13 protein-coding genes are annotated in these 14,324 nt (G+C 42.0%); 11 read left to right on the top strand and 2 right to left on the bottom strand.

Annotated elements, in window-relative coordinates; genetic code table 11:
- Window positions 1–165 precede the first annotated feature (165 nt).
- The 6 genes from C1E99_RS05355 to C1E99_RS05330 all read left to right on the top strand — a co-directional run bounded on the left by C1E99_RS05355 (window position 166) and on the right by C1E99_RS05330 (window position 6,335).
- The gene (locus tag C1E99_RS05355; protein ID WP_105206841.1) at window positions 166–1,869 is read left to right on the top strand and encodes an acetolactate synthase large subunit; all 1,704 of its coding nucleotides are present in this window, start codon (window positions 166–168) and stop codon (window positions 1,867–1,869) included.
- Window positions 1,862–2,338 (top strand): acetolactate synthase small subunit, encoded by a 477-nt coding sequence (gene ilvN, locus C1E99_RS05350; RefSeq protein ID WP_105206840.1) that lies wholly within the window; start codon window positions 1,862–1,864, stop codon window positions 2,336–2,338. The genes C1E99_RS05355 and ilvN overlap by 8 nt, the downstream gene beginning before the upstream one ends.
- A gap of 190 nt (window positions 2,339–2,528) precedes the next feature.
- Complete coding sequence (ilvC, locus tag C1E99_RS05345) at window positions 2,529–3,551, top strand: ketol-acid reductoisomerase (RefSeq protein WP_105107776.1); 1,023 nt, start codon at window positions 2,529–2,531, stop codon at window positions 3,549–3,551.
- A 322-nt stretch (window positions 3,552–3,873) separates the two neighbouring features.
- Entirely contained in the window at window positions 3,874–5,124 is a 1,251-nt protein-coding gene (ilvA, locus tag C1E99_RS05340) for a threonine ammonia-lyase IlvA (protein ID WP_105206839.1), read from the top strand.
- Between the two features lie 13 nt (window positions 5,125–5,137).
- A complete protein-coding gene (locus tag C1E99_RS05335; RefSeq protein ID WP_105107774.1) occupies window positions 5,138–6,043 on the top strand; it encodes an SPFH domain-containing protein in 906 nt (301 codons plus the stop codon).
- Between the two features lie 82 nt (window positions 6,044–6,125).
- Window positions 6,126–6,335 (top strand): hypothetical protein, encoded by a 210-nt coding sequence (locus tag C1E99_RS05330; protein ID WP_009910800.1) that lies wholly within the window; start codon window positions 6,126–6,128, stop codon window positions 6,333–6,335.
- A gap of 533 nt (window positions 6,336–6,868) precedes the next feature.
- Here C1E99_RS05330 and C1E99_RS05320 read toward each other — a convergent pair.
- Both C1E99_RS05320 and C1E99_RS05315 read right to left on the bottom strand, forming a co-directional pair.
- Window positions 6,869–7,612: an amino acid ABC transporter ATP-binding protein gene (locus tag C1E99_RS05320; protein ID WP_105206838.1), complete on the bottom strand. Its 744-nt coding sequence runs from the start codon at window positions 7,610–7,612 to the stop codon at window positions 6,869–6,871.
- Entirely contained in the window at window positions 7,605–9,170 is a 1,566-nt protein-coding gene (locus tag C1E99_RS05315) for an ABC transporter substrate-binding protein/permease (RefSeq protein ID WP_105206837.1), read from the bottom strand. Before C1E99_RS05315 ends, C1E99_RS05320 begins: the two co-directional genes overlap by 8 nt.
- A gap of 126 nt (window positions 9,171–9,296) precedes the next feature.
- On the opposite strand from C1E99_RS05315, the gene C1E99_RS05310 reads away from it, so the two are divergent.
- From C1E99_RS05310 to sufD, 5 genes are all read left to right on the top strand, one after another.
- The gene (locus tag C1E99_RS05310; protein WP_105206836.1) at window positions 9,297–10,133 is read left to right on the top strand and encodes an undecaprenyl-diphosphate phosphatase; all 837 of its coding nucleotides are present in this window, start codon (window positions 9,297–9,299) and stop codon (window positions 10,131–10,133) included.
- A gap of 152 nt (window positions 10,134–10,285) precedes the next feature.
- A complete protein-coding gene (gene mecA, locus C1E99_RS05305; RefSeq protein WP_105206835.1) occupies window positions 10,286–11,005 on the top strand; it encodes an adaptor protein MecA in 720 nt (239 codons plus the stop codon).
- Window positions 11,005–12,189: a glycosyltransferase family 4 protein gene (locus C1E99_RS05300; RefSeq protein WP_105206834.1), complete on the top strand. Its 1,185-nt coding sequence runs from the start codon at window positions 11,005–11,007 to the stop codon at window positions 12,187–12,189. Before mecA ends, C1E99_RS05300 begins: the two co-directional genes overlap by 1 nt.
- A gap of 79 nt (window positions 12,190–12,268) precedes the next feature.
- Complete coding sequence (sufC, locus tag C1E99_RS05295; RefSeq protein WP_024376584.1) at window positions 12,269–13,042, top strand: Fe-S cluster assembly ATPase SufC; 774 nt, start codon at window positions 12,269–12,271, stop codon at window positions 13,040–13,042.
- 16 nt (window positions 13,043–13,058) lie between these two features.
- The gene (sufD, locus tag C1E99_RS05290) at window positions 13,059–14,321 is read left to right on the top strand and encodes a Fe-S cluster assembly protein SufD (protein WP_105206860.1); all 1,263 of its coding nucleotides are present in this window, start codon (window positions 13,059–13,061) and stop codon (window positions 14,319–14,321) included.
- The last annotated feature ends 3 nt before the right edge of the window (window positions 14,322–14,324 follow it).

Below are 14,324 nucleotides of genomic sequence, written 5' to 3'. Positions count from 1 at the left end.
AAGCTAAAACTAGATGAGGCTTGCGATTAACTTAAGTTTGCTTTAAGAATTTCTTTGGAAAAGTTTAAGTTTACGAACAAATGTAGGAATTTTCAGAAAATTCCTTGACATTCTCTTTCCTTGTGTTATCATAGTAGATAACATTTGCAGAGAGGAGGAATATTCGTGCAAGAAATTCAACTAGACCAACCACGTTCGGGGTCTTATCTAATTTTGGATACCTTGCATCAATTAGGAGTTGACTTAGTATTTGGTTATCCAGGTGGAGCAGTCTTACCACTATATGATGCAATTTACCAATATGAAGGTATTCAACATATCTTGGCTCGTCATGAGCAAGGAGCAGTTCACGAGGCAGAAGGTTATGCTAAATCATCAGGAAAGGTGGGGGTAGCGATTGTAACTTCTGGTCCAGGAGCAACAAATGCCATCACAGGAATAGCGGACGCTATGGGAGATAGTGTTCCCCTCTTGGTCTTTACAGGTCAAGTGGCTACACGAGGTATCGGTAAGGATGCCTTTCAAGAAGCCGATGTCTTGGGAATGACCATGCCAATTACCAAGTATAATTATCAAATTAGAGATACCGCTGATATTCCTCGTGTCATTACAGAGGCTCTTCATATCGCAACAACAGGTCGTCCAGGTCCGGTTGTCATTGACGTTCCAAAAGATATTCAAGAGAGAATAGTTGATTTTTACCACGATCCAACTGTTCAACTTCCAAGTTATCAACCAACTGTTGAGCCAAATGGTTTACAGGTCAAGAAAATTTTGAAACAACTGAGTCAAGCTAAGCAACCTGTTATTCTTGCAGGTGGTGGGGTCAATTACGCAGATGCCAATCAAGAGTTGATTGCCTTTGCGGAACGTTACAGAATCCCAGTTGTTTCTACCTTGCTAGGGTTAGGTGCCATGCCGATTGAGCATGAATTAGCACTAGGTATGGGTGGTATGCATGGTTCCTATGCTGCCAATATGGCTATGAATGATGCGGATTATATCATCAATATCGGAGCTCGTTTTGATGACCGTTTGACAGGTAATCCTCTCAGCTATGCACCCAACGCAACCGTTGCCCATATTGATATCGACCCAGCTGAAATCGGTAAGGTTAAGAAAACAGCCATACCAGTCGTAGGAGATGCTAAGGCAACTCTCCAAGCCTTGCTCAAGCTGGAAACTGTGGACACAGATTACGCTGACTGGACCGCTCAGGTCTTAGAAAATAAACGCAGAGCACCATTCTGGTATGAGGAAGACCCGACAGTTATCAAGCCGCAACAAGCGATTGAGATAATTGGTCAGTTGACAAAGGGTGACGCCATCGTCGTAACGGATGTTGGTCAACACCAGATGTGGGCTGCTCAATTCTATCCATATAAGCATGCCCGCCAGTTGGTGACATCAGGTGGCATGGGAACCATGGGCTTCGGTATTCCAGCAGCTATTGGTGCCAAGTTAGCCAATCCAGACAGGGAAGTTGTCTGCTTTGTTGGGGACGGTGGTTTCCAGATGACCAACCAGGAATTAGCCATTCTCAACGGCTATGGCGTCCCGATTAAGGTGGTTCTGATTAACAACCACTCGCTCGGCATGGTCCGTCAGTGGCAGGAATCCTTCTATGATAAACGCCGTAGCCAGTCTGTCTTTGATGCAGAGCCGAATTTTCAGCTTCTAGCCGAGGCTTATGGCATTGCGCATTACAGTTTTGACAATCCAGCAACCTTGTCTGAGGATTTGAAGGTCATTTTGGAAGACAAACCCATGTTGATTGAGATTCATATTTCCAAAACAGAGCACGTTCAACCTATGGTGCCTGCTGGCAAGAGTAATGCAGAGATGTTGGGGGTGAAGTTCAATGCGTAGAATGTTAACAGCTAAATTACGAAATTCCTCTGGCGTTCTCAACCGCTTTACGGGTGTCTTATCTCGTCGGCAAATCAACATTGAATCCATCTCTGTCGGTCCGACAGAAGTGGACGGTATTTCCCGTGTTACAGTGATAGTCGATGTGGCAACCATGGACGAGGTGGAGCAAATTATCAAACAGCTCAACCGCTTGATTGATGTGGTTCGTGTCCGTGATTTGACGGATATTCCCCACTTGGAGAGGGAAGTAATTCTGGTTAAAATTGTCGCTCCACCAACCAAGCGAGCAGAAATTTTGGCGATTATCCAACCCTTCCGTGCCAGCGTTGTCGATGTAGCACCGCACTCCATTACCATCCAAATGACTGGTGACGGAGATAAGATTGACGCCCTTCTGCGTGTGATTCAGCCTTATGGTATTAAAAATATAGCCCGTACTGGAGCGACTGGTTTCAGTCGAGATTAACCAAGTCGCTCACTTGTCTTTTACTTCGTCGTTAGCTCGGCTTGGCATACCATTAGTATAGCCTTTGCCTCGCTGCCTAGAATTAAAAGAAAGATGAGCAACTAGGAATGTACATGGTAGACCATGTTGAAGAGCGTTCATTTTCTTTGAGCGCCAAAAACTACAAATAAAAAATAGAAAAGAGAAACTTATGACAGTAGCAATGCAATATGAAAAAGATGTAACAGTAGCAGCACTTGACGGCAAGCGTATCGCCGTTATCGGTTATGGTTCGCAAGGTCATGCCCATGCCCAAAATTTGCGTGATACAGGACACGATGTTATCATCGGTGTGCGTGCAGGTAAGTCATTTGATAAGGCAAAAGAAGACGGTTTTGAAACCTTTGAAGTAGCAGAAGCAGCAAAACAAGCCGATGTTATCATGATTTTGGCTCCAGACGAAATCCAAGCGGACCTTTACAATGAAGAAATTGCTCCAAACTTGGAAGCGGGGAATGCTCTTGGTTTCGCCCACGGTTTCAATGTTCATTTTGAATTTATCAAGGTACCAGCAGATGTGGATGTCTTCATGTGTGCGCCGAAAGGACCAGGTCACTTGGTTCGCCGTACCTTTGAAGAAGGTTTTGGTGTACCAGCTCTTTACGCAGTTTACCAAGATGCAACTGGCAATGCCAAACACATCGCTATGGACTGGGCAAAAGGTGTTGGCTCAGCTCGCGTAGGTCTTTTGGAAACAACTTTCAAAGAAGAAACAGAAGAAGACTTGTTTGGTGAGCAAGCAGTACTTTGTGGTGGTTTGACAGCTCTTATGCAAGCAGGTTTTGAAGTCTTGACGGAAGCAGGCTATGCACCAGAATTGGCTTACTTCGAAGTTCTTCATGAAATGAAACTCATCGTTGACCTTGTCTACGAAGGTGGCTTCAAGAAAATGCGCCAATCTATCTCAAACACTGCTGAATTCGGTGACTATGTATCAGGCCCACGCGTGATTACAGACCAAGTTAAAGAAAATATGAAGGCAGTCCTTGCAGATATCCAGTCTGGTAAATTTGCTAATGACTTCGTTAACGATTATAAAGCAGGCCGTCCACGTATGGAAGCCTACCGCAAAGAAGCAGAAGGACTCGAAATCGAAAAAGTCGGAGCAGAACTCCGCAAAGCAATGCCATTCGTCAGCCGCAACGACGACGATTCTTTCAAAATCTACAACTAAAACAGTCTGGTGGAGTGAAAGAGTCTGGGAATAGACTCTTTCAGCTGGTCGCCCAGCAATTCGGGAGCGACCATAGCCTCCTTTCCTGAAAATACAGGGTGAGATTTAAGAGGCTTTACTAGAATTGACTAGGAATAAAAAAGGAATAAAGGAGCTGGTATGACCAGCTCTTTTGACCATTTTATTTACAATACAGGCTAAAACTGAGATAATAAGTCGTGATTCAAACGATTGCAATATATTATTTTAAATATGCGTATAATTGTTAGGAAAAATTTAAAAATATTGTTAAAATATAGATAGAAAGAAATTGAAGGAAGATATGATTACAGCAAAAAATGTAGAACAGGCATATGAAGTTCTAAAAAGGGTCGTTGTCCGAACTCCTTTGGATTACAGTCGCTATTTATCCGAAAAATATGGAGCAACGATTTATATCAAACGTGAGAATGAACAGCGTGTTCGCTCTTTTAAGATTCGTGGAGCATACTATGCGATCTCACAATTGTCTGATGAAGAAAAGTCATTGGGAGTAGTATGTGCATCTGCGGGTAACCATGCCCAAGGTGTTGCCTATACCTGTCAAGAAATGCAGATTCCTGCAACAATCTTTATGCCAATTACTACGCCCCAACAAAAAATCGGGCAGGTTCGTTTCTTTGGAGGGGACTATGTAGATATTCGTTTGGTTGGCGATACGTTTGATGAATCCGCTCAAGCGGCTCAAGAATATACCAAGGAGACTGGAAAAACCTTTATTGATCCATTTGATGATGAAAATGTCCAGGCAGGACAAGGGACAGTCGCCTATGAAATCTTAGAAGAAGCTGAGGAGCAGTCCATTAGTTTTGATCAAATCCTTGTGCCAGTCGGCGGAGGTGGGCTTGTCGCTGGTGTATCTGCGTACTTGAAAGAACATGCTCCTGAAATAAAGATTGTGGGTGTTGAGGCAAATGGCGCACGATCTATGAAGGCTGCATTTGATAAGGGACGTCCTATCAAATTGGCAAGCATTGATAAGTTTGCGGACGGGATTGCTGTCCAAAAAGTAGGCGCATCGACCTATGAAGTTGCACGCAAGCATGTGGATAAGCTGATTGGTGTTGATGAAGGATGGATTTCTGGAACTATTTTGGATCTCTATTCTAAGCTTGGTATTGTTGCAGAACCTGCTGGAGCAGCAACAGTCGCTGCATTGGAAGTCATTAAAGATAAAATTCAAGGTCAGACCATTTGCTGTATCATTTCCGGAGGGAATAATGATATCAACCGCATGCCAGAGATGGAAGAAAGAGCGTTGATTTATGAAGGAATCAAACATTACTTCGTTGTGAACTTTCCTCAACGTCCGGGCGCCCTTCGAGAATTTGTAAATGATATTTTAGGTCCTAATGATGACATCACTCGTTTTGAATACATCAAACGTGCTAACAAAGGTACTGGTCCAGTCTTAATAGGTATTGCCCTGGGCAATAAGGAGGATTATGAACAGTTCCTATCACGTTTAGAGGATTTTGATCCCCAGTATATCAATCTTCATGAAAATGATTCGCTTTACAAAATGTTAGTATAAATGGGAGGTTCTTATGTCAACTGGTCCAGTCATTGTTTTAGTTAGCTTGCTGTGTATTGTATTTATTCTAGTTATTTTGATTGTTTCAGGGCTTTATGTTGTCAAGCAACAAACGGTTGCTATCGTAGAGCGATTTGGGAAGTACCAAAAAACATCTACCTCAGGTATTAACTTTAAAATCCCCTTTGGAGTAGATGTGATTGCGGCTCGTATTCAATTGCGGATGTTGCAGAGTGAAATCGTGGTAGAAACCAAAACTCAGGACAATGTATTTGTGACTATGAATGTTGCCACTCAATATCGTGTTAATGAACATAATGTGACGGATGCTTATTATAAACTTATGCATCCAGAGGCTCAGATCAAGTCCTATATTGAGGATGCTCTTCGGTCTTCAGTTCCTAAGTTAACCTTGGACGAGCTTTTTGAGAAAAAGGATGAAATTGCTCTGGAAGTCCAAAAACAAGTGGCCGAAGAAATGTCAACCTACGGCTATGTTATTGTCAAGACCTTGATTACCAAGGTGGAGCCGGATGCCGAGGTCAAGCAATCAATGAATGAAATTAACGCAGCTCAGCGGAAACGGGTTGCGGCCCAAGAATTGGCAGAAGCAGACAAGATAAAAATTGTCACAGCAGCAGAAGCAGAGGCTGAAAAAGACCGTCTACATGGTGTGGGGATTGCCCAACAAAGGAAGGCAATTGTAGATGGCTTGGCAGATTCGATCAGAGAGTTGAAAGATTCAAATGTCAGTCTGTCTGAGGAGCAAATTATGTCTATCCTGTTGACCAACCAATACTTGGATACATTAAACAATTTTGCACAAGGAGGTAATCAAACCATTTTCCTTCCTGCTAATCCGGAAGGAGTAGAAGATATCAGAACACAACTATTATCGTCTCTAAAAGTAAAATCGTAGTAAAAACCGAACAATTTGCTTGACAAAATAGGTTTATCTGTATTATACTTAATTGCACGAATAAAAAGGAAAGGGGTTTCTCATGACTAGTTACGAAAAAGTTGCCGCAGTTGTTGGCTGGGTTCGTGAAAAGAAAATTACTGGTTACCGTATCAGCAAGGAAACGAATGCTCGTGAAATGTCAGTTATCGCTCTTGCACAAGGACGCGCTAAAATTGACAACATTTCATTTGCTACTGCCTTGGGTTTGATTGATTTTTACGATAAAAACCACAAGAAATTTGAAAACTAATCTAAATAATAGTTTTATTTAGAACCTTTATTGAGAAGACCATTTGGTCTTCTTTTTTTATCGTCATTTAGTTGACTTTTATTACTTCGATGACTGAAAAGCTCCAGTGGAGGTTTTTAGCCTACCGCCTATCATTAAAAGAGTGGTAGTTTGAAACGTCGTTTCCTTATTTCCAACTTCAAACACTCCACTAGAGTATTTGAACTCGCCTTGCCTGATTTTGTAATAGTGACTTGCTTTGCAAGTATTATCTCCAACCTTGGACAGTTCATTGACTGTTCAAGCAGTCTGGGGGATACGAATAGTCCGGTGGAGTGGATTCAAACAGTCAGGGGATATGAATAGTCCAGTGGACTATTCATACCTGAGCCTGAAAAAAAGCGAAGTACATCAGCTGGTCACCTAGAAATAAGAAAGCATTGAGTTATGCCTGCGGCTCGTTACCTAGTACAAAAGTAAACTAAAAGACAATACAAAAAAACTTACCAGTTAAAAAGGCTGATAAGTTTGAATTTGAATAAAGGATTGAAAGGTTATCCAAGGAAACGTTGGAGGAATTCGCGAGTCCGTTCTTCCTGGGGATTTTCAAAGATTTGCTGTGGACTACCTTCTTCGGCAATGACACCCTTATCCATAAAGATGACACGGTCTGAAACATCACGGGCAAATTCCATTTCATGCGTAACGATAATCATAGTCAAGCCAGATTTTGCCAAATCCTGCATGGTTTTGAGCACCTCGCCGACCATTTCAGGGTCAAGAGCAGAGGTTGGCTCGTCAAAGAGAATGACTTCTGGGTCTACGGAAAGTGCACGAGCAATGGCGACCCGTTGTTTTTGTCCGCCAGACAGTTGGCTTGGTTTGGCTTGCCAGTATTGCTCAGTCATACCGACCTTGTTGAGGTTTTCTTTGGCGATTTTTTCAGCTTCTGCACGATCGCGTTTTAATACAGTCGTTTGTGCTACAATAGCATTTTCCAAGACATTAAGGTTGTTAAAGAGGTTGAAGGATTGGAAAACCATACCCAATTTTTCACGATAGGTTGTTAAATCATAGCCTTTGGCCAAGACATCTTGGCCGTGATAGAGGATTTTGCCTTCGGTTGGAGTTTCCAAAAGGTTGATTGAACGAAGGAAGGTAGATTTTCCAGAACCAGAGGATCCGATAATGGAAATGACTTCACCTTTTTCGACATTGATAGAAATATCCTTAAGGACCTGGTTTTGCCCATAGGATTTCTTTAGATTTTTAATTTCAAGTATGATGTTGTTAGTCATGAGGCACCTCGATTTGCATTTGGTTGGCACCGGTTGTGTAGGTGTCTGTGTCAAAGCGTTTTTCAACTGCACGCAAGATGCGGGTCACAGTGAAGGTCAAGATAAAGTAAATGATAGCAATGACAGTAAAGGTTTGGAAATATTGGTAGGTTTGTGTTGCCACAGTATTTCCTGAGAAGTATAATTCTACGACGGAGATAACGTTCAATACAGATGTATCCTTGATGTTAATGACAAACTCGTTACCAGTTGCTGGAAGGATGTTACGAATAACCTGTGGCAAGACAATCTTGCGCATGGTTTGGTTGTGGGTAAATCCAAGAGCTGTTGCGGCTTCAAATTGTCCCTTATCAACGGCGAAGATACCACCGCGAACAATCTCACTCATGTAAGCACCAGTATTGATGGATACGATGAAGATGGCAGCAAGGGTACGGTCAAGGTTGAGGCCAAAAGCTTGGGCAGTACCGTAGTAGATAACCATGGATTGTACAATCATTGGAGTACCACGGAAAATTTCGATATAGATGTTGATGAACCAACCGATAACTTTTTGACCGATTGCAAGAGCCTTGTTGGCTGCTTTTGGAGCGGTACGGAAGACTCCGATAAGGAGACCAATAGCAGTACCAATAATTGTTCCAAGGATGGAAATGAGCAAGGTCATACCTGTTCCTCGAAGTAATTGTTGCCAGTTGTTGACAAGAATATTCCAAACTTGAACGAAGAAATTAGGTGTTTCTCCTTCGCTAGCTTCTTCGACAGGTTGATTTTCAATCATATTATCCATGAGGGCAATTTGATCTTCTTCAGAAAATCCTGCGAGGACTTCGTTGACTTGAGTGATTCGAGTATCGTCTTTTCGCATGCCAACTGCAATAGTCACGTCTTCGGCATTGGTTTCAAATCCTTCAGTTAGCTCAACCATTTTAAAGACGGAGTTGGCAGCTTCTGCAGTACGAGCTTCTGGACGTTCAGAAACATAGGCATCAATGATACCTGATTCTAAGGCTTGACGAATCTGAGAAAAGTCTCCCATGGCTGTCTGCTTGTTGGCTCCTTGAATTTGATCAATCAAATCATAAAGGTAGACACCTTGTTGGGCGGTAATTTTTGCTCCGGAAAAGTCAGCAAGACTAGTTGCGTTTGCATACTGACTATCAGAACGAACAACCAGAGTAGGTATGGAAGTGTAGTAGCTATCTGAGAATGCAATTTCCTTTTTACGTTCTTCAGTTGGGCTCATGCCCGCAATAATCATATCGATTTTTCCAGAGGTTAAGGCAGGGACTAGACCTTCCCATTTGGTTTTGACAACCAGTAGTTCTTTGTCCAATGCTTCAGCAATTTTCTTAGCAACTTGAACGTCATAACCGTTGGCGTACTGGTTGGTTCCTTCAATAGGAACAGCACCGTTGCTGTCATCCTCCTGGGTCCAGTTGAAAGGTGCGTAAGCAGCCTCCATACCAACCCGGAGGTATTCATCTGCTTTTACGCCTGTTACCATGGAAAAGACGGCAAGAAGACTTAGCAGAAAGATACTAAGTTTATGTTTCATAATGACTCCTTATTAAATAGTATTACACCATTTTATTAAAAATTCTGACAAATTTCAATATCCTTGAACTATCATTTTGTTATTTTTTATGGTATAATAGTGAGAATTGATAAAAAGGAGCTTTTTATGTTTTTAGAATTGTTGAAAGCCATATTCTTAGGAATTATTGAGGGGGTAACGGAATGGTTGCCGGTTTCTTCAACGGGACATTTGATTCTAGTGCAAGAATTTGTAAAACTCAATCAAAGCGCAAGTTTTGTTGAAATGTTTAATATTGTCATTCAATTGGGGGCAATCCTAGCAGTTATGACTATTTATTTCAATAAGTTGAATCCCTTTCAGCCTGGTAAAACTAAGAGAGAAGTGCAATTAACTTGGCAACTCTGGGCAAAGGTTGTCATCGCTTGTATTCCTTCCATTATTATCGCTGTACCTTTGGACAGTTGGTTTGAAGCACATTTTAACTTTATGGTACCGATTGCGATTGCCTTAATTGTCTATGGTATTGCCTTTATCTGGATTGAGAATCGAAATAGAGATGTGGCACCACAGGTGACTGACCTGAACAAGATGTCTTACAAGACTGCTTTTTTGATTGGTTGCTTCCAGGTCTTAAGTATCGTTCCTGGTACGAGTCGATCTGGGGCAACTATCCTAGGAGCGATCATTTTAGGTACTAGCCGTACTGTTGCAGCTGATTTTACTTTCTTCCTTGGAATCCCAACTATGTTTGGTTACAGTGGCTTAAAGGCAGTTAAGTATTTCTTGGATGGAAATAGTTTGACCCTGGATCAGATTTTCATTTTACTAGCAGCAAGTTTAACAGCCTATCTCGTTTCTCTGGTCGTTATTCGCTTCTTGACGGACTTTGTTAAGAAAAATGATTTCACAATCTTTGGTTATTACCGGATTATTTTGGGAGCGATTTTGCTAGTCTACTCCTTTGTAACTTTTTTGTTCTAAGAGCAGGGTAACCTGCTTTTCTTTTGTCTTTCAAGCTGTCATTTAGTATAATGGAAAGAGATATGTATGTGAATTGAAAATGAATGGTAAAATTTAGAAACTGGATTCACAGTTCAGGTTCTTAGAAAACGTTTCATTGTAAGAGGTATTATATGAAAGTAAAACAAATTAGTGATTCAACTTTGAAAATCACTATTAAATTAGACGATTTAGAAGAAAGAGGGATGGAGCTTGCGGATTTTTTGATTCCTCAAGAAAAAACAGAGGAATTTTTCTATACAGTTCTAGATGAATTAGAATTACCATTGACTTTCCGTGAAAGTGGAATGCTTAGTTTTCGTGTGACTCCAAAACCAGATCGCGTTGACATTTTTGTGACCAAGTCTGATTTGGATCAAAATTTGAATTTTGATGAGTTTACAGATTTGTCGGATTTTGGAGATATTTCTAGCATGAGTCCAGATGAATTTTTCAAGAGTTTGGAGCAAACAGTTCGTGAGAAAAGTTCTGCTGATAGTGCTTCTATCCGTCATTTAGAAGAAGTTGAAGAAGCAGAAGAGGCGGAAGAAGAAGTTCAGGAACGCTATATTTACTATATTTTAGAATTTGATGATTTTGAAGAGGTCTTAACTTTTGTTCGTACGATTGACTATTCAATAGAAGAGTCAGAACTATATAAATTGGACAAGCGCTATTATATGACTGTTTTGATCAATACGGAGCATCGTTCAAAGCGTTATCCAGAATATTTATTATCTAGGATGTTGGAGTTTACAAACGATAGTAAACTAACGCGACCATATCTTCAGGAACATGGGCATGTGCTTGTGCCAATTGCCGCCATAGACGAGCTTAGAAAGGTTTCTGTGTAATGATTCCTTTCGCATTAAAATATATCATGGTCATTATTACGACCATGGTCATTTCAGCGATTGCAACTCCCTTGGTACGTTTTCTATCCTTTAAAGTCAGAGCAGTGGATAATCCCAATGCTCGTCGTATCAATAAAGTACCTATGCCATCGGCAGGTGGGCTCGCCATTTTTATTGCCTTTACCTTAGCTGCCTTATGGTTCCTGCCAGGTATTGTGACCCATGTAAATTTTCACGGGACTTATTTTGACTACATTTTGCCACTCGTGGTAGCCTCAACGATTATTGTCGTTACTGGTTTCATCGATGATGTGAAGGAATTGACTCCGGCTCCCAAAATGCTTGGTATTGTCATTGCCGCTTCCGTCATTTGGTTTTTTACGGAATTTCATTTTGATAGTTTTAAGATTCCATTTGGTGGACCCTTTATTATCTTTCCGACTTGGCTTTCCTTTTTTCTAACTGTTCTGTGGATTGTTGCCATTACAAATGCTGTTAATTTGATTGACGGCTTAGATGGTCTGGTTTCAGGGGTGTCTATTATTTCCTTGACGACCATGGGAATTGTTTCCTACTTTTTCCTACATGATAGCAATATCTTTTTGACCTTGACTATTTTTATTCTGGTAGCAGCTATTATAGGCTTTCTACCTTATAATTATAATCCAGCCATTATCTATCTAGGTGATACCGGTGCCCTGTTTATTGGCTTTATGATCGGTGTTTTATCTCTTCAAGGCTTGAAAAATTCTACGGCTGTGGCAGTGGTAACTCCAATGATTATCCTTGGAGTTCCGATTACAGATACGGTTATGGCCATTATTCGTCGGAAGTTATCTGGTCAAAAGATTTCTGAAGCGGATCGGATGCACCTCCACCACCGTTTGTTATCCTTAGGATTGACACATAGAGGAACGGTCTTGGTTATTTACGCCATTTCCTTCATATTCTCCCTGACATCTCTCCTGCTCAATGTTTCCAGTCGTGTAGGTGGAGTTCTCTTGGTGTTAACCATGGGACTTGGTGTGGAAGTCTTATGTGAATTGATTGGTATTTTTGGTGAAAATCGTACCCCATTGTTAAATGTCCTTCGCTTCATTGGTAATAGCAGTTACCGGCAAGAATCGATTGCTAGTTTAAAAGAAAAGCGGGCTATTTGTCGCCATTCAAAAAAAAGAAAATAAGAATCTTTCTAAACAAGATAAGAGCCGTCAGGCTCTTTTTTTGATATAATGAAAAAGATAATAAATAAAGGAGACCGACATGTCAGTATTAGAAATCAAAGACCTTCATGTGGAAATCGAAGGCAAAGAAATCTTAAAAGGCGTCAACTTGACCCTTAAAACAGGTGAAATTGCAGCCATCATGGGACCGAACGGAACAGGAAAATCCACCCTTTCAGCAGCCATCATGGGCAATCCAAGCTACGAAGTGACCCAAGGGGAAGTTCTCTTTGACGGTGTCAACATCTTGGAATTAGAAGTCGATGAACGTGCCCGTATGGGTCTTTTCTTGGCTATGCAATACCCGTCAGAAATTCCAGGTATTACTAATGCAGAGTTCCTCCGTGCCGCTATGAATGCTGGTAAGGAAGATGAAGACAAGATTTCTGTCCGTGACTTCATTACTAAGTTGGATGAAAAAATGGAACTCCTCAACATGAAGGAGGAAATGGCAGAGCGTTACCTCAACGAAGGTTTCTCAGGTGGTGAGAAAAAACGCAATGAGATTCTGCAATTACTCATGTTGGAACCAACTTTTGCCCTTCTTGATGAGATTGACTCAGGTTTGGACATCGATGCCCTTAAAGTCGTGTCAAAAGGAATTAATGCTATGCGTGGTGAAGGCTTTGGTGCCATGATTATCACCCACTACCAACGCTTGCTCAACTATATCACTCCTGATGTTGTCCATGTCATGATGGAAGGTCGTGTCGTGCTTTCAGGCGGACCAGAATTGGCACAACGCTTGGAAAAAGAAGGTTATGTCCAAGTTGCAGCTGAGCTTGGCATCGACTACAAAGAAGATGACATTTAAGTCTTTGGAGGAAGCTATGACCAAAGAAAAGATTCAAGAATTTTCAGCCTTGCAGGCAGAACCAACTTGGTTGACAGACCTGCGTCTTAAGGCTTTTGACAAAATAGCAGAGCTGGACTTGCCGGTTATCGAGCGGGTCAAGTTTCATCGTTGGAATTTGGGTGACGGAAGCCTAGCCACAAATGATGAAATCGGGGCTGTTCCAGATTTTACTGCTATCGGTGACAATCCTATGTTGGTACAGGTTGGCAGCCAAACGGTTCTAGAGCAGTTGCCGGTTGACCTAGTAGAAAAAGGTGTGGTCTTTACAGACTTCGCATCGGCTATGGACATCATTCCAGATGTGCTTGAAAAATACATCGGCGCTGCCGTAGCCTACGACGAGCACAAATTAGCAGCCTACAACACAGCTTATTTTAACGCAACAGCGGTCCTCTACGTACCAGATAATGTTGAAATCGACCAGCCCGTTGAGGCCCTTTTCTACCAAGACAGCACTAGTCCAGTTGCCTTTAACAAACGCGTCCTCATCATCGCTGAAAAAAATGCCAAGCTTAATTACCTAGAGCGTTTTGAAAGTTTGGGAGATGGAGCAGTTGCAACTTCAGCCAATATTGTCGTGGAAGTAATCGCCCTTGCTGGTAGCCAAATCAAGTTTGCGGCTATTGACCGCCTTGGCAAGCATTTGGATACCTACCTCAACCGTCGCGGCTATCTCGGAAACGATGCAACGATTGACTGGGCGATTGGTCTGCTCAACGAAGGAAATGTGGTTGCCGATTTGGACAGCGAATTGAAAGGAAACGGCAGCCATGCCAACCTCAAGGTTGTCGGACTGTCATCAGGTCGTCAGGTCCAAGGTGTGGATACGCGCGTGACCAACTATGGACATAATTCGGTTGGTCACATCCTGCAACATGGGGTTATCTTAGAAAGTGGAACCTTGACGTTTAATGGTATCGGACACATTGTTCGTGGTGCTAAAGGTGCGGATGCCCAGCAGGAAAGCCGTGTCCTCATGCTGTCTGACAAGGCTCGCTCAGATGCTAACCCAATTCTCCTTATCGATGAGAATGAGGTCACAGCTGGACACGCAGCCTCAATCGGTCAGGTGGCTCCAGAAGACATGTACTACCTTATGAGTCGTGGCCTAGACCGAGCAACTGCTGAGCGGCTGGTTATTCGAGGTTTCCTAGGATCTGTTATCACAGAAATTCCTGTTAAGGAAGTCCGTGACCAACTGATTGCCGTCATTGAAGAAAAACTAACAAAGAGATAAGAT

This window comes from Streptococcus suis, from assembly GCF_002964045.1.
GTDB classification, from domain to species: Bacteria; Bacillota; Bacilli; order Lactobacillales; family Streptococcaceae; genus Streptococcus; species Streptococcus suis_U.
Note: the sequence above shows the minus strand (reverse complement) of the source record. Positions and strands in the feature narration are given on the sequence as shown.